Here is an 18359-nt window from a genome sequence, read left to right as displayed (position 1 = left end):
TGCCCACACACCAGGGAGGGAGCCGCATGCCACCGAGAGCGGCGCCAACTGCGCGGCAGCAGAGGCTGGGTGCCGAGCTGCGCAAGATGCGCGAGCAAGCAGGCCTGAGCGCCGGCGACGCAGGACGCCTCATCGGCGCGGATCGCACGCGCATCAGCAACATCGAGGCCGGTCGGCTCGGCGTGAGTTCTGAACGAATCCACACTTTCGCCACTATTTACCGATGCCCGGACGGCGAATACGTGGATGCCCTGGTCAGAATGGCGGAGGAGAGGCATAAGGGTTGGTGGGAGCAGTTCAGGGGAATCCTGACTACCACCATGCTCGACCTTGCCGAGCTGGAATATCACGCGACAAGCCTGACGGTCATGCAATTCGTGTACATTCCGGGGCTGCTACAGACCGAGGAGTACGCGTTGAGCCTCTTCCGCAACGCGGTTCCACCGCTCAACGCCATAGAGGTGGACCGCCGCGTATCGCACCGAATGAACCGGAAGTGCGTCACGCGACGCGCCCCGGCGACACCTTGCACGTTCGTGGTCCACGAAGCGGCACTGAGGATGATCCACCCGGGCAGGGAAGGGCAGCGGCGACAGCTCGACAGGCTGATCGAGGTCAGCGCCTACGAGGGTGTCACCGTTCGCGTGATCCCTTTCTCGCACGGCTCGTTCCCCGGCGCCAACAGCTCATGCACCTACGCGACCGGATCAGTGCCACGGCTGGACACGATCCAGATCGACACCGCTCACGGCTCGCTATTCCTCGACACCGAGTCGCACCTCGAAAATTACCGCAGCATTTTGAGGCACGCCAAGGAGACATCCCTCCCGCCGAAGGATTCGAGGGACTTCATCCGCAGCGTCGCGAAACAACTGTGAAGGCAAGGCATGGAGATGTCGGAAACCATATGGCAGAAGTCCTCCTTCTCCGGGGACAGGGATGAATGCGTGGAACTGGGGAAACGGTCCGGTGCGATCGCGGTCCGCGAGAGCGACACCCCTGAAGCGGTCGTCAAGACGACGCGCGCCGGACTGCGAGGCCTCATCCTCGCCGTCAAGGCCGGTGGACTCGATCGCCTGATCCAGTGAACTCCGCCACCAAAAGCCTCCCACCTCCGCAGGTGAGAGGCTTTTGGCATATGCCGGTGCAAGCGTTCCCCGGTGCACGCTTGCATCCCCACTCCGTACGGCACTAGCTTCCCGTGGCATCGCCGCTTCGACGGCGCAACTCCCCACGCCCGAAGGGTGGTTCGGGGAGCCTCCCTGCACGCCCAGCCAGGGAAGAGGGACGAACGCCATGGCCGTATACGCCCACGTCACCGACCGGACCGGCCGACTGCTGCTCCTGCGGTGCGGCATGACCCGCGAGTGGGTGCTGCCCGGCGGCGACGCCGGCCCGTACGAGTCCGAGGCCGACGCCGCCGCGTATCACGTCCGCCGAATCCTCCATCTCGCGCTCCCGCCAGGCGAGAAACGCGCTGTCGTAGACGGCGACACCCTCGTCGACTGCGGGGCGCTGAGCCCGGAACAGGCGTCCCGCATCGAGCTGCCCGCGCGGCGCGCGGGGCAGGCCGAACCGGAGTTCACAACACTCCGCTTCGTGCCGCCGTCGGCGCTGCCCTACCCGATGCCGAGCGGGCAGCGCCGACTCCTCACCGAGAGCCGCCGTTGCGCGGTTTGAGCGGCTGCTGCGGGTCGTAGCCGTGGAAGGGGCGGTCGAAGAGCCAGGTGTAGAGCATCTCCCGGCAGACCTCCGGCTGGAACGCCGGGACCTGGTGTCCGGAGCCGGGCACGCTGACCTGCGTCAGGCTCCCGAGGTGACGGACGAATCCCTTCGGGTCTCCCTGGGCCTGGGTCCAGACGATCCGGGGGGCGTTGCGCCACGCCGCGTGCTCGTGCGCGCCCTTCTGCCGCATGAGGTCGTCGAGGATCTCCTCGGTGCTCCGATATCCGCAGGCGGTGTCGAAGTTGCCGGTGTAGAGGAGGGTCTTGTAGCCCTTGTCGAGGATCTCGGTGTACCAGCCGGAGCGGTCCGCCATGTTGTCGTCCACCAGCGCCTTGGCCACCGGGCCGTCGTCGTCGGCGGACTGCCAAGGGATGTCCGTGGGGACGTTCAGCGACTTCTTCACGTGCTTGCTGTTGAGGTAGGCGGCCAGCGCCCCCATGGGCAGGTCGTCCCAGCGCCGCACGTCGTAGAGGTCGAAGTTCCCCCCGTACGCCTGGACCTTGGCCACCAGGTCGTTGCCGAGCTTGGTGGCCAGCTTCATGTCCGATGCGTCGAGGGCTTTCTTGAACACGCCGTAGGCGTCGTACAGGGAGTCCCTCTGGCCGATGCCGAGGAATCCGGTCGTGCAGGCGTAGTCGATCAGGACGGTGAGCGACAGCTCGGGTTTGATCCAGCCGTTGCCGACGGCGATCCCCCGCAGGTTGATGTGCTGCCCGCTGCCCTCCTGGTGGTTCCGCTTGTCGATCTCCCGGGCGATCGCCGGAACGTACTTGCCGGCGTAGCTCTCACCGCAGACGTACAGCGGGCACTGCGCGTACTCCGGGTGGAGGCCGAAGAACTCCTGGAGACCTTCCCAGAACATCCGGGCGAGGGCCTCCTCCGACCGGACGTATTCCTTGGCGTCGGAGTAGCTGTATCCGGTGCCGATGGGCTGGTCCCAGTAGACGACGTGCGCCTGCTGGTTCCAGCTGGTGGAGGCCACCGAGATCGTCCCGGCGGCGTCGGTGCCGATGGACAGCGGGCCGTTCTCCAGGAAGAGCCCCAGCAGCGAGGAGGCGCCGGGCCCGCCGTTGAGCCAGATCAGCAGCGGAGTCTCGCTGATCAGCTCCTGCTGGTCGTGGACCGCGACGTGGGGGTTGCAGGTCTGGCTCTCGAAGAACCAGTAGAAGAGGTGGTCCTTGGTCCCCGGGTGCTCCCTGCTGTCGATGTCCACGTGCCCGGCGTAGGAGCGCGTCTTCAGGTCGATGCTCTGGGTGTTGAGGACGTTCGCCGGGATGGAGGTGACGCGGTCTGAGGGCATGGTTCACCTGCCCTTCGGCGGCGGGGTCCGGAGCTGGGTGTGCGGGGAGTGGGGGAACCGCTGGTTCGTCACCTTCGGGTCTTCCAGGAGGCCGATGCGTTGCCCCTGGAGCAGCTGTACGGCGGGGAACCGGCCCTTCTCGAACAGCAGGATGTTCAGCGAGCCGCCGTACTTGAAGTTCCCGATCCGCTCACCCTTTTCCACCGGGACCGGCAGCTCACCCGTGAACTTGGGGAGGAAGTTCACGGAAGCGATCGAGTTGAGGCCGACGGGCACCTGCGCGACGTACCCATAGCCGTCCGGCCCTCCGTCGGCATCCACGTACAAGGTCTTGATGATGACGTATCCCCGGCGGAAGTCCTGGAAGTCCTTGTAGTCGTAGCCGTAGCCGACGTCCCCGTTGTCGAGCAGCCTGGGGAAGTTCCGGATTCCGTAGTACGCGCCGCCGATGTCGTGGCGGGCCGACACCACATGGCCCGCCACCGGGGCGTGATACCAGTGGTAGCTGTCGGGCATCAGGATGCACGACACCGCCGTACCGCCGATGAAGCGCTTGGCGTACTCGGAACCGTCGAGCAACGTGCTGAGGTTCATGGCCGTCGTCTTGACGTTGATCAGCGTGTCCTCGGCCAGCTCATCGACGATCATGTTGATGACGCAGTCGGCCGGGGCGACCACCACGGTCGGGTCTTCCTGGGCGTCGACCGGCCGCCGGTCCTCCTTGATCTCCCGGATGAAGAACTCGTTGAAGCTCTGCCAGTCCTCGATCTTGTAGTCGTCCATGCGCTTCGGACCGAGCTGCTTGACCCACCGCTTGATGACTTCCTTCGACTCCGGTAGGTCCATCTGCAGGCCCTGCAGATTCGTGAATTCGGCGAGCATCTCGCGCCCCGGGCTCTGGGACACGAAGTCCATGCCGGCCGGGTTGTCGCCGTAGTTGATCCAGCTGAACTGCTCGATGTACGTGAGCCCGTTGTCGACCCCCGAGCGCTCCTCCTGCCAGACGCACCAGTCCTTCAGGAAGTCGCACAGGTAGTCGAAGTCCCGGCCCCGCCAGTCGCGGTACGCGGGATCCGTGGGCTTGAGCGGACACGGCACCACGCCCCGGATCGCCGCGTCGTACGCGTCCCTGAGCTCTTTGTCGTTCTTGATTTTTTCGATGAACTCGTCGAACTTCTCCCAGAACGATTCCTGCCCCTGCGTCACTTTCGCGTCCCCTTCCGCTTCCGCGACAGACGTCAGGCGTCGGGGCAGGCCGAAGCAGCGGTCAGCCGGTGGTGGCCCCGCCCCGTACGCCGCCACCCAATGTCCCGGGTTCCGGGGCCCGCGCACGAGCGCGCGAACCGGCCACCTGACGGCATCGTCGAAGCGAACAAGGGATCGACCAACCGGGCATCGCCATGGCAGGATTACGGCATTCCGGTTAGCTCATGCCGAGAGGGGAGCGAACATGGACAAGGTGTCCTGGGCCATGGCGGGCGCGGTCGTCACGGTGTCGTTGCCGCCGTCGGACGCGGAGTGGGCCTCGGCGGGCACGCGCGGGCTCCGCCACATAGCGCCCACTCATGAGGGCCGTGGCCCCGAGCCTCTGCCGCTCCCCGAAGTCGAGGCCGTCAGCCCCGTCCAGCTCGGCGCGATGGGCTCGGGCCTCTAGAACCGCCCGCGAGAGAACCGCCCGCAAGCGTCAGACGTGCGCGCCGCGCAGGCGGCGCCTGCGCTCGGCGATCGCGGCGGTGTAGACGTCGGCCGTGGCGTTGGCCGCCGCGTCCCATCCGAAGGAGCGGGCGTGGTCGGCGGCGGCCGCGCCCATGCTGCCGGCCAGCGCCGGGTCGTCGGCGAAGCGGGCGAGCGCGGAGGCGTAGTCGGCCGGGTCGTGGCCGTCGACGAGGAAGCCGCTGACCCCGTCGCGCACCGCCACGGGCAGGCCGCCCACCGCGGCCGCCACGACCGGGGTGGCGCAGGCCTGGGCCTCGACGGCGACGAGGCCGAAGGACTCGCTGTACGAGGGCATGACCAGCACGGACGCGGCGCGGTACCAGTCGGCGAGGCGGTCCTGGCCGACGGGCGGGCGGAAGCGGACGACGTCGGCGATGCCCAGGCGGGCCGCCAGCTTCTGGAGGCCCTCGGGCTTGGCGAGGCCGCTGCCGCTGGGGCCGCCGACCACGGGGACGACGATGCGCGAGCGCAGCTCGGGGCGCCGGTCCAGCAGCACCGCGACAGCGTGCAGCAGCACGTCCGGGGCCTTGAGGGGCTGGATACGTCCGGCGAAGAGCGGTATCAGGGCGTCGGCGGGCAGCCCGAGCCGCTCGCGGGCGGCGGCCCGGCCCCCCGCCGGGCGGAAGCGGTCGAGGTTGACGCCGGGGTGAACGACGGCGACCTTCTCCGGGTCGGCGTCGTAGTGGTGGACGAGCTCGTCGGCCTCGCCGCGGGTGTTGGCGATGAGCCGGTCGGCGGCGCGGACGATCTGGGTCTCGCCGATGACGCGGGCCGCGGGCTCCGGGGTGTCGCCGGCGGCGAGCGCGGCGTTCTTGACCTTGGCCATGGTGTGCATGGCGTGGACGAGGGGGACGCCCCAGCGCTCGGCGGCGAGCCAGCCGACGTGGCCGGAGAGCCAGTAGTGGGAGTGGACGAGGTCGTAGTGGCCGGGCCGGTGGCCCGCCCAGGCGCGCATGACGCCATGGGTGAAGGCGCACAGCTGGGCCGGGAGCTCCTCCTTGGCCAGGCCCTCGTACGGGCCGGCGTCGATGTGCCGCACCAGGACGCCGGGGGCCAGCTCCACGGTGGGCGGGAGGGCGGCGGTGGTGGCGCGGGTGAAGATCTCCACCTCGATGTCGATCTCCGCCAGGCGCTTGGCGAGCTCGACGATGTAGACGTTCATGCCGCCCGCGTCGCCCGTGCCGGGCTGGTGGAGCGGGGAGGTGTGGACGCTGAGCATGGCCACGCGGCGCGGGCGCCGGGGGGCGCCCAGACGCCGGAGCTGGGGCTTGGGGAAGTGGCCGAGCGTACGGCCGCGGCGGGCGCCGAGCCGGGATGCGTACTGGCTCACCGTGTGTCCTCCGTCCGCCCGCTTGAGGGACCTGTCCCTGGGGCGTCCATCGCCTGTCCGTCCGCCTGTCCGACGGTGCAACACCGGACGGACCGGCTCCCATTTCCCCTTTACCAAACAGTGACGCAAAGCCCTGGTCAAATCGCTATGGGCGACGTCGCGTGAGGGCGGTCCCGACCGCCAGCTGGGCCGCCGCCGTCGCCAGGAGCAGCGCCATCGGGGCGGTCCAGCCGCCGGTGGCGTCGTGCAGCAGGCCCACGGCGAGGGGGCCGAGCGCGGCCAGCAGATAGCCGAGGGACTGGGAGAGCGTGGACAGCGCCGTGGTCTGCGCGGGGCCGCTGCCGCTCCGCGCGATCACGGCGAGGACCAGCGGGAACGAGCACAGCCCCAGCCCCACCAGCACCGCCCACACCAGGGGCAGCGCCATGGGCGCCACCAGCAGCCCGGCGAAGCCCGCGAGCATCGCCGCCGAGACGGCCACGAACGCCCCGCGCAGCCCTGCCGGGCCCTTGGCCAGGGCCAGGACCGCGAAGGAGACGGGTATCCCCACGGCCTGGGCGACCGCGAGCACGACGCCCGCCGCGCTCTCGGACATGCCGTGGCCGGACAGCAGCGAGGGCAGCCAGCCGGTGATGGCGTAGGCGTTGAGCGCCTGGAGGCCGAAGTACGCGGTGACCAGCGCGCCGAGGCGGGTGCGGGCCATGGCCCAGGGGGAGATCCGCTCCCCTGACTCCATCGACGCGCTGGTCACCGGCGCCCGTACGGCCGTCCGGGCGCCCCAGACCACCGTCGCCACCAGCGCGGGCAGCGCCCAGACCGCGAGGCCCAGCGACGGCGAGCCCACGGCCCCGGCCACGGGGACGGCCGCGGCGGAGGCGAGCGTGGCCCCCAGGGCGAGGGTGGTGGTGCAGAGGCCGGTGAGCAGGCCGACGCGCTCGGGGAAGTGGGTGCGGACGAGCGTGGGCAGCAGGACGTTGCACAGCGCGAGCCCGGACATCCCGAGCACGGTGCCGGCGAGCAGCGCCCATGTCGCCGGTACGGCCCGTACCGCCAGCCCGGCGGTCAGCGCGGCGACGGCCGCGAGGACCGTGCGCTCCGCGCCGAGCCGGCGGGCCACGGCGCCCGTGCCGGCGCCCGCGGCGGCGAAGCAGAGCGACGGCAGCGTGGGCAGCAGCGCCGCGACGAAGGGCGAGAAGCCGAGGTCCGCGCGGAGGGCGTCCAGGAGGGCGGCGGCGCTGCTCATGCCGAGGCGGAGGTTGAGGGCGACGAGGAGCACGGCGACGGCGGTGAGGAGACCGGCGCGGGTGCGGGGCGTGGTGGGCGCGGTGGGGGTGGCGGTGTTCCGGGACATGGACATCAAACGTAAGACGTCTTACGTTTGATGTCCAACGTGTGATGTGCTCCCCGGCCAGCCGGTACCGTGGCCGCATGACCGCCGAACCCGCCGAACCCGCCCTCGAACCGGTGCGCCGCCCGGCGCTCTCCGACGAGGTCATCGAACGGATCCGGGCCCGCATCGCCTCCGGCGACTGGCCCGTCGGCAGCCGCATCCCGCCCGAGCCCGAGCTGATGCGCCGGCTCCAGGTCGCACGCGGCACCGTCCGCGAGGCCGTGCGCGCGCTCGCCCACACCGGGCTGCTGGAGGTACGGCGCGGCGACGGCACGTACGTCAAGGCCAAGAGCGAGCTGTCCGGCGCCGTGACCCGGCTCTACGGCGGCAGCGACCTCGGCCAGCTGCTGGAGGTGCGCGAGGGGCTGGACGCGCAGGCCGCCCGCCTCGCCGCCGCGCGCGCCGACGACACGGCGCTCGCGACGCTCGCCGACGCGCTGCGGCGGCGCACCGCCGCGTGGGAGGCCGGCGACTTCGAGGCGTGGATCACCGCCGACTGGGACTTCCACGCCGGCGTCGCCGACGCCTCCGGCAACGCGCTGCTCGCGGAGCTCTACCGCAACCTCGCCGGGCCGCTGCGGGCGGCCATGGCCGAGGCCTGGTCCACACCCGGCTTCCAGGGCGCGGACCCCGTCGGCCACGAGACCCTGCTGACCGCGCTGCGCGACCGCGACCCCGCCGAGGCGGGGCGGCAGGCCGCCGCGAACGTCTCCGACACGCGGGCGTGGGACGAGGGCGAGGCCGAGGGCGAGGGCTCCCGGCGTGGCTAGGACCGTCCGCCCCATCGGCTCGGCCACCCGCGGCACCACCAACCCCAACCGGCTGCGCCGCATGGACCGCTGGATCGCCGCCACCCACGCCGCCGCGCTGCGGCGCGCCGCCGACCCCGTGGCCGTCGACCTCGGCTACGGCGCCGCGCCCTGGACGGCCGTCGAGCTGCTGGGACGGCTGCGCACGGTGCGGGCGGACGCGGAGGTCGTGGGCGTCGAGATCGACCCGGCACGGGTCGCGGCGGCGAAGCCGTACGAACGCGACGGGCTGACCTTCCTCCACGGCGGCTTCGAGGTCCCCCTGCCCGGCGACGCGGGGCGGCGCGCGCTGCTCATCCGCGCCGCGAACGTGCTGCGGCAGTACGACGAGGGCGAGGTCGCCGCCGTCTGGGAACGGCTGTGCGGGCGGCTGGCGCCGGACGGGCTGCTCGTCGAGGGCACGTGCGACGAGATCGGGCGCCGGCACGTGTGGGTCGCGCTGGGCCCGGAGGGGCCGCGCACCATCACGTTCGCGGCGCGGCTGGGGTCGCTCGGCGTCCCGTCCGACATGGCGGAACGGCTGCCGAAGGCGCTCATCCACCGCAACGTTCCCGGCGAGCCGGTGCACGCGTTCCTGCGGGACTTCGACCGGGCGTGGGCGGCTTTCGCCCCGTACGGGGCGCTCAGCGCGCGGCAGCGGTGGATTCGGACGGCGGCGGCGTTGCGGGGTGAGTGGCCCGTGGTCGACGGGCCCGGGCGGTGGCGGCAGGGTGAGCTGACGTTGCGGTGGGACGCGCTGGCGCCGGGGGCTTAGCGGGAGTCCGGCTTGCGGATGCCAGTGTGCCCGCCGGACCGGAGCGAGGAGCTCCGGCCCGGCGGGCACTGGTCGTACCAATCAATTCATATCCATTCGAAGCTACGGCTGCCTACGGACGGCCCGCTCCCGGACCCGGCGCTGCCCCGAAGGCGCGAGCTTCCTCGGCCGCTTCTCGGACTCGGCCCGCCACTTCCGGTGCGCGGCCAGCAGATCAGCGCGCTCATCAGGCTCGGAGCCCCGCAGGACCATGCGCAGGGTGACCAGATCGCGGACCTCACGGACAAGGAACATCAGCACCGGCTGCGAGCGACGCCGGAGCAGGCACAGCGCCAGAAGAACCACGGCGGGCACCCCTGCCGTCAGCATCGTGTTGGTGGTCATTCCGTACTTCCTTCATGTCGATCCAACGGGGATCGGCTGGCCAGCCGCGTGCCTCCAGAAGTACGACTGAAGCCCGTTCATCGGGCTCAGGTGAGCAAGAATGGTGAGACGCGGAAGGCGCAAGGGGTGACCGGTGACCGACGAGATACCGAAGGGGCGGAACAGCCCACGATCGGAGCTGGCCCACACACTGCGCGAAGCGTTCCGGCTGAGCGGATTCACCGTCCAAAGGGACCTTGCGAAGGCGGCCGGGGTCAGTACGGGCGCTGTCAGCGGGGCGTTCAACCATGATGGGCCTACGCCCCTGGCTGACACTCTCGACAAGCTCGCGGGGGCCCTGGGCATCACCGGAGACCGGCTCACGGAGTTACATCATCTGCGCGAACAGACGACCCCCGGCCGCAAACAGTTCATGGGGTATCTGACGGCCGCCAGGGAAGCGGCCTTGGGGCACCCGTACATCGGTGTGTTGCTCGGCGGGACCCAGCCACCGCTGGCGGAGGTCTACCTGCGCCAGCGGTCCCGTCGCCAAGTCTCGGTCGACAACGACCACGAAGCACAAGAGGAGGAGACGAGACAGCCCTCCTTCGAGAGCGCCCTGGCGGAGGGCGTCAACTGTGTTCTCCTGGCCGGTTCGGGAGGCGGCAAGTCCAGTCGGCTGCGTACCTGCCTGACCTCCTACATCGACGGCTGGCTGAGTCAGCAGCAGGGCAACGTGGTCCCGGTCCTGGTGCCCGCCGCCGCCCTGGCCGACGGGCTCCCTCTGCCGAAGGCACTCGCCAGGTCCGTGACCGACGAGCTGATCCCGTTCGGTCTGTGCGAGGAGCTGACGGCCGAACTCTTCGCGGGCGAACCGCGCCCCGGCGTCCCCTGGTTGATGATGGTCGATGGCCTCGACGAGGTGACCAGCCGCGACTCCAGGCGGAAGATCCTGACCACACTGGCCTCGATCACCAAGGACGGGACCAGCTCGCCCTACCGGTTCGTCGTCGCGACCCGGCCCTTGTCCGACCATGAGCTCGCCCCCTTGGGCCGGACGGTGCCCCACTATGAACTGCGTCCCTTCACCCTCAGTGAACTCGGCGAGTTCGCCGGGGGCTGGTTCGCCGCCCGCGGCCTGCCCGCCCCGGAGGACAGGGCCAGGTCCTTCACCGACGCGCTGCGGCGCAGCGGCTTGGCAGAGCCGGCCCGCATTCCGCTGATGGCGACCCTGCTGTGCCAGCTGTACGCGGACGATCCCGATGGGCGCCTACCGGCCGGCCGAAGCGATGCCTATCGCCTGTTTGTCGAGCTACTCCAAGAACGTCTGTACTCCAGTGACATCCGCAAGCGGGTAAGCACCGCCCTGAGGGCGCACGGGCAGAAGGTGATCGAACATGCGGAAGACATGCTTGATCACCTTCCGGATCTGATCGCCTACCTGGCCGTCGAGCGGCACTCGGGCAACAACCAATCAACACTCGACCTCCTGGCATCCCACCCGCACGCCTCATGTCCCGCGCCGGTGACGCAAAAGCAGTGGCGGGAGATCCTGAGCGACTGCCTGAGAAGAAGTGGCCTATTGGCGATGAGCGCCGGCGAATTCACCTTCGTGCACCGGACCGTACTTGAATACCTCGCTGCCTGCCGAGTCGCCCAAGACGAAAGGAGCCGTCGCAGGGCGCGTCGTCGCCTCTTCGGCAACTGGTTGGGCAAGTGGGCCAGAGGCGTCGGTTGGCGATTGCGTGGAGAGACACCCTCGAACTTCCGCGTAGCGAGGGACATGTCCTACACAGGTTTTCTCCTGGACGCCATCGGGCGGAAGGACACCGACCTGACTCAGGATCTGTACCACGCGGCCAGAGCAGGAGGAGCACAATTCATCGCTGAGCAGGCGCTGCTTGGAACAGACATCCCAGAGCATGTCCTTGCAGCCGCCACTACCGCGCTCGCGACCACAGTCAGCACTCGCGACGACTTGAGCCCTGACGGCTACGACCGGGCGCAGACGGCAAGGACCCTGATCAGGCTCGGCGACGAGCGTGGCGTGGACGCTCTCGCCACCTTCGCCGACGAACCCCGACTCCTCGACGTCCGTCTCCACATACCACCCAACCCCATCGTGGCCAGCCACCCCTCCCCCAATACCCGTGATGTGAGCCGCGCCTTCGCAAACGCCAGGCAGCATCAAGAGGATGTCATCGACACTCTCGCGGGCATCGTCGACGGCCCCACCTTCAGTGCCACTGCTCGGGTATGGGCGGCAAAGGTATTGGCGGTGCTGAGCCTGCGGTATGGCGACGAAGGCCTCAGGGCCCACCTCGTCGGCCTGGTCGACAGCCCGACCCTCGGTGATGCCGCCCGAGCGCTGGCGGCCAGGAAGCTCGCAGAGCTGGACGCGCCATGTCATTGACCGTCCGTCCAGCGTGGGCAAGAGGCGCGGGGCTCGCCCCACGCGGCAGAGGCCCATACCGGTACAGCCGGGAAGGGAAGGGTCAGGGGCATAGACCCAGCGCGGCGACCAGCGCGTCTACCAGCGGGCGGTCCCGTTCCTGCGTCAGCCGCTCCCGCGCCTCCCCCGGTGGGAGCCACGCCAGCTGGTCCACCTCCCGATTCGGCTCGAAGAAGCCCCCCGTCATCTCCGCCGACCAGTAGCGGACCTCCTTGGGGCGCCCGTCCACCACGTAGTGGGACGTGGGCAGTCGCGCGCCCACCGCGCAGTGCATGCCCGTCTCCTCCAGGACCTCCCGCAGAGCACCCAGCAGCGGGTCCTCACCCCGTTTGAGCTTGCCTTTCGGAAGGGACCAATCGTCATATTTCGGCCTGTGGACGAGCGCCAGCTCGATCCCCCCGGGCGCCCGGCGCCACAGCACGCACCCGGCCGCCCGGATCACGGAAGCCCTGGGCATCAGATCCGCTGCCAGATCCGGCCGAACGTGAAGCGCGCCGCCTCCACCTCGTGCCGCTGGTCGGCGTGGAGGACGCCGAGGGCGTACGCCGTCGCCGGGGCGATGCGCGGGGTGCGGGCGGCCGAGGCGGCCGCCGCGGCCGCCTCGGCGGCGTCGCGGTGGCGGTCCAGGGCCTGGCCCGCGCTGAGCAGCCGCACCGACAAGGACGGTTCCGCTTCCGTCTGCCGCTGCTCGTCCAGGACCTCCTGGGCGTAGCGCCGCAGCCGGACCAGGCGGCGCACCTGGTGCCAGGGCGCGTCCTGGCGGGTCTCGGCGGCGGGGGCGTCGGCGGTGGGCGTGGCGGCCAGTCCGCAGGTGAGGGCCTCGGCGTTGTACGGGAGGCCGGACACCGACAGGGGCAGCGCGTCGACCGCCTCGGTGAGCCGCCGCTGGATCTGTTCCGCCAGGCGGGTCAGGGCCTCGCCGGCGAGCACCTCGTGCGCGGCGGGGTCCAGCGGCACCTCGGAGGCCAGGACGGCGACCGAGTCCGCGACGCCGTGGAAGCGTGCCGAGCCCAGCGTCTGGAGGGCCGCCGAGTGGGCGCGGGTGCGGGCCAGGGTCAGCTGGCGGTCCAGGAGCGCCCCGGCGCGCGCGGCGCCCACGGTCGGGGTGCCGTCCGTGCCGGACAGGCGGTGCAGCGCGCCGCGCAGCCGGGCCAGCCGGGCGGCGTAGGCGTGTTCGCGGCCCAGGACGTCCGAGAGCCACACCAGTTCGGTGCGGAGCTGGTCCGTCCAGGTGACGTCCGTGAGCGGCCGGTAGACGTGGAGCGTGCCGGCGACGCGGCGCGCGGAGCGCCGCAGCAGCCGGACCGCCTCGCCCGCGTCCTCCGCGTCGGAGCGGCTCTCGCCGTGCAGCCGCAGACTGCGCAGGAATTCGGTGGCCTGGGTGTGGAGGTAGCCGGAGAGGACGTCCCCGGCGGTGGCCGCTTCCAGGCCGTGGGGGGTGCCGCCGTCGAGCGCGGCCTGCCCTCCGGATCGTTCCGTCGTCGTCACTTCGTACTCCCCGGGCACGAACGCCGGCGCGGTGACCGTAACCGGCGGGTCATGAGGTCGCTGAGCCACGCCGGCGCCTCCGCGCGTCGATGAGCATCTCCTGCACATTGCGCAGAGGCCGGCCGTCGGCATCGGTGGCGTGCCGGGTCCAGTTGCCGTCCGGGCCCAGGTGCCAGGAGGCCGTGCGGTCGGAGACGCCGAGCTCCAGCAGCCGGTTGAGGGAGGCCCGGTGGCCGGGGTCGGTGACCCGGACGAGGGCCTCGATGCGGCGGTCGAGGTTGCGGTGCATCATGTCGGCGCTGCCGAGCCACACTTCGGGTTCTCCGCCGTTGCCGAAGGCGAAGAGCCGGGAGTGTTCCAGGAACCGGCCGAGAATGCTGCGGACCCGGATGTGCTCCGAGAGGCCCACCACGCCCGGGCGCAGCGCGCAGATGCCGCGCACCCAGACGTCCACCGGCACCCCGGCGCGCGAGGCGCGGTACAGGGCGTCGATGACGGCTTCGTCCACCATCGAGTTGACCTTGACGCGGATGTAGGCGGGCCGGCCGGCGCGGTGGTGGGCGATCTCCTTGTTGATACGGGAGATCAGCCCGTCGCGCAGGGACTTGGGGGCGACGAGCAGCCGCCGGTAGGTCTCGCGCCGGGAGTAGCCGGAGAGGCGGTTGAAGAGGTCGGAGAGGTCGGCGCCGACCTGCGGGTCGGCGGTGAGCAGGCCGAAGTCCTCGTAGAGCCGGGCCGTCTTGGGGTGGTAGTTGCCGGTGCCCACGTGGGCGTAGCGGCGCAGGGTGTCGCCTTCCTGACGGACCACCAGCGACAGCTTGCAGTGGGTCTTGAGCCCCACCAGCCCGTAGACGACGTGGCAGCCGGCCTCCTCCAGCTTCCGCGCCCATTTGATGTTGGCCTGCTCGTCGAAGCGGGCCTTGATCTCGACGAGGACGAGGACCTGTTTGCCGGACTCGGCCGCGTCTATGAGCGCGTCGACGATCGGCGAGTCGCCGGAGGTCCGGTAGAGGGTCTGCTTGATGGCCAGGACGTCCGGGTCGGCGGCGGCCTGCTCCAGGAAGGCCTGGACGGAGGTGGAGAACGAGTCGTAGGGGTGGTGCAGCAGGACGTCGCGCTCCCGCAGCGCCGCGAAGATGTCGGGCGCGGAGGCGGACTCCACCTCGGCGAGGTCACGGTGGGTGCCCGCGACGAACTTCGGGTACTTGTGCTCGGGCCGGTCCAGGGAGCCGATGGCGAAGAGCGCGGTGAGGTCCAGCGGGCCGGGCAGCGGATAGACCTCGGCGTCGCTGATCTTCAGCTCGCGGACGAGGAGGTCGAGCACGTACGGGTCGATGGTCTCCTCGACCTCCAGCCGTACGGGCGGGCCGAAGCGGCGCCGCATGAGCTCCTTCTCCAGGGCCTGGAGGAGGTTCTCCGCGTCGTCCTCCTCGACCTCCAGGTCCTCGTTGCGCGTCACCCGGAACATGTGGTGCGCGAGCACGTCCATGCCGGGGAAGAGCTCCTCGAGGTGGGCCGCGATGACGTCCTCCAGCGGGACGTACCGCTGCGGGGAGACCTCCAGGAAGCGCGGCAGCAGCGGTGGCACCTTCACGCGTGCGAAGTGGTCATGGCCGCTCACGGGGTTGCGGACGACCACGGCGAGGTTGAGCGAGAGCCCCGAGATATACGGGAAGGGGTGCGCGGGGTCGACGGCGAGCGGGGTGAGCACGGGGAAGATCTGCTGCCGGAAGAGGGTGAAGAGCCTCCCCTGCTCCTTCTCGGTCAGCTCGTTCCAGCGGATCAGGTGGATGCCCTGCTCGGCGAGCTCGGGGGCGACGTCCTGCTGGTAGCAGGCGGCGTGCCGGGCCATGAGCTCGCGGGAGCGGGTCCAGATCAGCTCCAGGACCTCGCGGGGCTGGAGCCCGGAGGCGGAGCGGGTGGCGACGCCGGTGGCGATGCGGCGCTTGAGGCCGGCGACGCGGACCATGAAGAACTCGTCGAGATTGCTCGCGAAGATCGCCAGGAAATTGGCGCGTTCCAGCAGGGGCGTGGCCGGATCCTCCGCCAGTTCCAGCACCCGTTCGTTGAAGGCGAGCCAGCTGCGCTCCCGGTCCAGGAAGCGGCCGTCGGGCAGCGGCTCGGCGTCCACGCGGCCGTCGCCGTCGTCGAGATCCTTGATCTCGTACGTGTCGAGATCGGGCCCGAGGCGGGGCACGCCCGCGACCACGGCGGCCTTCGGCCGGTGGGCGGCGATGAAACCCACCGATTCGGTGGACTCGGCGTTGTCGTGTGCCTGTGCGCTGGACGACTGGCTCATGTCTTCATTGTTCCGCGCCGGGGGCCGCACGGGCGCGTCGGAAGGCGACGCGGGGGCGGCGCGGAGCCGTCGTTCGGAGGCGCTGGGCGCGGCGGGCTGCATTCGCCAAGGCTCGCAACCGAGGTTTAATCACGGGTAACGTCCACATGGCCTTAAGGAAATGCGGTTCCTTCGACCGTGGGACGGGGAGGGGGTAACCCGGAGTACCCCGGAGTACCCCCTCCCCCGGCCTCAGGGATGGGCGCGCCGGACCACCCACACCGCCGCCCCCGCGAAGACCGCCGCCAGGGCGACACCGACACCCGCCTCGGCCCACTCCAGGGGCCACAGGTGCGAGCCGGGATGCCAGTCCACGTACCACCCGGCGGCATGGTGCTGGGAGACGCAGTCGCCGGGGCTCACCCCGACGCCGCAGTAGGGCTCCGGGATCCGCGCCCCCGTCTCCGTCACCATCCCGCGCTCCACGACCCAGTCCTCGGGGCCCCTGAGCAGCCCCGGCATCTCGGCCGACAGCTCCGTGACCGGGCTGACCAGGCGCGGCCGCAGCCCGGCCAGCCCCCACGACACCGCCCCGAGGGCGACCAGCGCCGCCCCCATCGCCGGGACCGTCCGCTTGACCAGCAGGCCCGCGAGCGCGCCGAGCGCGGTCGCGAGGAGGGCGCCGGCGACCGGCGCGGGCCCGATCATGTCGAAGGAGTGGTCCCAGCGCTGCCCGGGCAGCAGCGCGGCGGGGGCGGCGCGCCAGGTCCAGGTGTAGACGGCCGCGAGGGCGGAGACGCCGGCCAGGACGGCCACGACCGGCACGGCGAGCTTGGCGACCAGCCAGCGCAGCGGGGTCACGGACTGTGCCCACACCAGCCGGTGGGTGCCGTTCTCCAGCTCGCGCGCGACCATCGGCCCGGCCACGAACAGGCCGGTGAGAGTCGGCAGGTACTGCAGCAGCAGGCCGTTGTAGTGCAGGTAGTCGCCGTACGTGGCGCGGAACCGGTCGCCCTGCTCGGCGAGCCCGGCGGCGCAGTCGCCGCCCCCGGTGCCCGTCGCGCAGGCCGTGCGCAGGCCGGGGTGGGCGTCGAGGTGGCCGGTCATGGCCAGGCGCAGCCACACCAGCTCCACGAGCAGCGCGGCCAGCAGGCCCAGGGCGAGCCGGGCGGTGGTGCGGTGCTGGCGCAGGACGAGCCAGACGAGGCCGCGCGCCCCGGCGGGCCGCCGCGCCATGAGGGGGACGGAGGTGGTCGTCGCCATCACGCCGCCGCCTTCAGGCCGGCCGGGCGCGGTTCCGCGCTCGGGGCGAGGAGCGCCGGGGCGCCCGGCGCCCGGAGGTGGGCGAGCAGCAGTTCCTCCAGGGAGGGTTCGGCGACCTCCCAGTGCCCGCCGATCGGCCCGTCGGTCCGGACGAGCGCGGTGAGCTGACGGCCCGTCGTACGCGCCTCCACGATCGTGTGGGCGGCGAACTCGCGGGGTGTGCCGGCGTCCTCGTAGCGGCCCATGACGAGCCGGTGGGCGGCGAGGAGGTCCTCGACCTCGCCCGCGAGCCGCACCCGGCCGCCGGCGATCAGCAGCAGGTAGTCGCAGACGCCCTCGAGTTCGGCGACGACGTGCGAGGCGATGACGACGGTGGTGGCGTGCTCGGCGGCCTCGGCCATCAGGGCGGCCGTCATCTCGTGGCGCACGAGCGGGTCGAGGTCGTTCATCGGCTCGTCCAGCAGCAGCAGTTCGGGCCGCTTGGCCAGGGCGAACGCGAGGGCGACGCGGCGCCGCTGGCCGCCGGAGAGGGAGTCGACGCGGGCGCCGGGCCGGATCCCGGCCTCGTAGGTGAGCCGCTCGGCGGTGGGCTGGTCCCAGGAGCCGGGGTTGAGCTCCCGGCCCAGGCGCAGGGTGTCGCCGACCGTGAAGTGCGGGTAGAGGGGGTTGTCCTGGGCGACGTAGGCGACCCGGGGCCGGATGTCCGCCCCGCCCGGGGCGCCGCCGAGGACGCCGAGCCGGCCGGCGGTCGGCCTGCGCAGCCCGGCCGCGAGGGACAACAGCGTGGACTTGCCCGCGCCGTTGGGGCCCACGAGCGCGCACACCCGCCCGGCGGGCAGCCGGAACGAGCAGTCGCGCAGCGCCCAGCCGCCGCGGTACCTCACGCCCAGGTCCACCGCCTCCAGGGCGGTGCGGTCGGGCAGGAATGTCAGGTCGGTCATGCGGTCCCCTCGCTCACGTCGTCTCGGCCCCGCGCGCCTTCCCCGGTCCCGGGTGGTCACTCCGGTCGCGGTCGTCGAAACGGGTCTCGTCGAGGACGGACGCGACCAGCGCGGCCACGTCCTCCCGTTCGAGCCCGGCCGCGCGGGCGCGGGCCATCCAGTCGACAAGTTCGGCGCGCAACGGCGAATCGGCGGCGGCACCGGGCCTGGCCAGTGATCGCCGGACGAACGTCCCCAGTCCGGGGCGCGCCTCGACCAGGCCCTCGCGATCGAGCTCGCGGTAGGCCTTCAGGACGGTGTTGGGGTTGATGGCGGTGGCCGCGACGACCTCTTTGGCGGTGGGCAGCTTGTCGCCGGGGGTGAGCAGACCGAGCCGCAGGGCCTGTTTGACCTGCTGGACGATCTGCACATAGGCGGCGGTCCCACTGCGTCGGTCGATACGGAACTCGACCACGCGACATCACCCTTTCACTACTTGACTAGTGAAAGGGTGATGGAATCGTCCGGGTGCTGTCAAACAATGAGGTCGGACAAGGGGTCGGACAAGGGG

At 71.1% G+C, this 18359-nt stretch carries 18 protein-coding genes; 7 read left to right on the top strand and 11 right to left on the bottom strand.

Going from position 1 to position 18359, the window contains the following annotated elements; translation table 11 throughout:
* Window positions 1-26: 26 nt before the first annotated feature.
* The 3 genes from K6I33_RS07110 (at window position 27) to K6I33_RS07100 (ending at window position 1680) form a co-directional block, all read left to right on the top strand.
* On the top strand, window positions 27-878 hold the full coding sequence (locus tag K6I33_RS07110; protein WP_229348915.1) for a helix-turn-helix transcriptional regulator: 852 nt from the start codon (window positions 27-29) through the stop codon (window positions 876-878).
* 15 nt (window positions 879-893) lie between these two features.
* Window positions 894-1088 carry a DUF397 domain-containing protein gene (locus tag K6I33_RS07105; protein WP_229348913.1) on the top strand — a complete coding sequence of 65 codons (195 nt, stop codon included), beginning with the start codon at window positions 894-896 and terminating at the stop codon, window positions 1086-1088.
* A gap of 208 nt (window positions 1089-1296) precedes the next feature.
* Window positions 1297-1680 (top strand): hypothetical protein, encoded by a 384-nt coding sequence (locus tag K6I33_RS07100; protein WP_229348911.1) that lies wholly within the window; start codon window positions 1297-1299, stop codon window positions 1678-1680.
* Here the strand turns inward: K6I33_RS07100 and K6I33_RS07095 are convergent.
* Together K6I33_RS07095 and K6I33_RS36260 are read right to left on the bottom strand one after the other, a co-directional pair.
* A complete protein-coding gene (locus K6I33_RS07095) occupies window positions 1652-3025 on the bottom strand; it encodes a S10 family peptidase (protein ID WP_229348909.1) in 1374 nt (457 codons plus the stop codon). The two genes, K6I33_RS07100 and K6I33_RS07095, sit on opposite strands and share 29 nt — an antisense overlap.
* A gap of 3 nt (window positions 3026-3028) precedes the next feature.
* Complete coding sequence (locus K6I33_RS36260) at window positions 3029-4231, bottom strand: phosphatidylserine decarboxylase (protein ID WP_229348908.1); 1203 nt, start codon at window positions 4229-4231, stop codon at window positions 3029-3031.
* Between the two features lie 244 nt (window positions 4232-4475).
* Between K6I33_RS36260 and K6I33_RS07085 the strand changes: the two genes are divergently transcribed.
* Window positions 4476-4679 carry a hypothetical protein gene (locus K6I33_RS07085; RefSeq protein WP_229348906.1) on the top strand — a complete coding sequence of 68 codons (204 nt, stop codon included), beginning with the start codon at window positions 4476-4478 and terminating at the stop codon, window positions 4677-4679.
* A gap of 30 nt (window positions 4680-4709) precedes the next feature.
* Here K6I33_RS07085 and mshA read toward each other — a convergent pair whose 3' ends face one another.
* A complete protein-coding gene (mshA, locus tag K6I33_RS07080) occupies window positions 4710-6071 on the bottom strand; it encodes a D-inositol-3-phosphate glycosyltransferase (protein WP_229348904.1) in 1362 nt (453 codons plus the stop codon).
* Window positions 6072-6216: 145 nt separating this feature from the next.
* Window positions 6217-7422 (bottom strand): MFS transporter, encoded by a 1206-nt coding sequence (locus K6I33_RS07075; protein ID WP_229348902.1) that lies wholly within the window; start codon window positions 7420-7422, stop codon window positions 6217-6219.
* A 77-nt stretch (window positions 7423-7499) separates the two neighbouring features.
* On the opposite strand from K6I33_RS07075, the gene K6I33_RS07070 reads away from it, so the two are divergent.
* Together K6I33_RS07070 and K6I33_RS07065 are read left to right on the top strand one after the other, a co-directional pair.
* Entirely contained in the window at window positions 7500-8231 is a 732-nt protein-coding gene (locus tag K6I33_RS07070) for a FadR/GntR family transcriptional regulator (protein ID WP_229348900.1), read from the top strand.
* The gene (locus K6I33_RS07065; RefSeq protein WP_229348898.1) at window positions 8224-9024 is read left to right on the top strand and encodes a class I SAM-dependent methyltransferase; all 801 of its coding nucleotides are present in this window, start codon (window positions 8224-8226) and stop codon (window positions 9022-9024) included. The genes K6I33_RS07070 and K6I33_RS07065 overlap by 8 nt, the downstream gene beginning before the upstream one ends.
* A gap of 102 nt (window positions 9025-9126) precedes the next feature.
* On the opposite strand, the gene K6I33_RS07060 is transcribed toward K6I33_RS07065, so the two are convergent.
* Window positions 9127-9408 (bottom strand): hypothetical protein, encoded by a 282-nt coding sequence (locus K6I33_RS07060; protein ID WP_229348896.1) that lies wholly within the window; start codon window positions 9406-9408, stop codon window positions 9127-9129.
* 133 nt (window positions 9409-9541) lie between these two features.
* Between K6I33_RS07060 and K6I33_RS07055 the strand changes: the two genes are divergently transcribed.
* Entirely contained in the window at window positions 9542-11800 is a 2259-nt protein-coding gene (locus K6I33_RS07055; protein ID WP_229348894.1) for a helix-turn-helix domain-containing protein, read from the top strand.
* Window positions 11801-11882: 82 nt separating this feature from the next.
* Here K6I33_RS07055 and K6I33_RS07050 read toward each other — a convergent pair whose 3' ends face one another.
* The 6 genes from K6I33_RS07050 to K6I33_RS07025 all read right to left on the bottom strand — a co-directional run bounded on the left by K6I33_RS07050 (window position 11883) and on the right by K6I33_RS07025 (window position 18263).
* Window positions 11883-12296 (bottom strand): NUDIX hydrolase, encoded by a 414-nt coding sequence (locus tag K6I33_RS07050; RefSeq protein ID WP_229348892.1) that lies wholly within the window; start codon window positions 12294-12296, stop codon window positions 11883-11885.
* The gene (locus K6I33_RS07045) at window positions 12296-13435 is read right to left on the bottom strand and encodes a CHAD domain-containing protein (protein WP_238491309.1); all 1140 of its coding nucleotides are present in this window, start codon (window positions 13433-13435) and stop codon (window positions 12296-12298) included. The genes K6I33_RS07050 and K6I33_RS07045 overlap by 1 nt, the downstream gene beginning before the upstream one ends.
* The gene (locus K6I33_RS07040) at window positions 13377-15626 is read right to left on the bottom strand and encodes an RNA degradosome polyphosphate kinase (RefSeq protein ID WP_229348888.1); all 2250 of its coding nucleotides are present in this window, start codon (window positions 15624-15626) and stop codon (window positions 13377-13379) included. Before K6I33_RS07040 ends, K6I33_RS07045 begins: the two co-directional genes overlap by 59 nt.
* 231 nt (window positions 15627-15857) lie before the next feature.
* A complete protein-coding gene (locus K6I33_RS07035) occupies window positions 15858-16868 on the bottom strand; it encodes a hypothetical protein (protein ID WP_229348886.1) in 1011 nt (336 codons plus the stop codon).
* Window positions 16868-17809, bottom strand: a complete 942-nt coding sequence (locus K6I33_RS07030; protein ID WP_229348884.1) for an ABC transporter ATP-binding protein — start codon at window positions 17807-17809, stop codon at window positions 16868-16870. Before K6I33_RS07030 ends, K6I33_RS07035 begins: the two co-directional genes overlap by 1 nt.
* A 13-nt stretch (window positions 17810-17822) precedes the next feature.
* Complete coding sequence (locus K6I33_RS07025) at window positions 17823-18263, bottom strand: GntR family transcriptional regulator (protein WP_229348882.1); 441 nt, start codon at window positions 18261-18263, stop codon at window positions 17823-17825.
* Window positions 18264-18359 lie beyond the last annotated feature (96 nt).

Origin of the sequence: Streptomyces sp. UNOB3_S3, assembly GCF_020740895.1 — a bacterium.
GTDB lineage: Bacteria > Actinomycetota > Actinomycetes > Streptomycetales > Streptomycetaceae > Streptomyces.
Note: the sequence above shows the minus strand (reverse complement) of the source record. Positions and strands in the feature narration are given on the sequence as shown.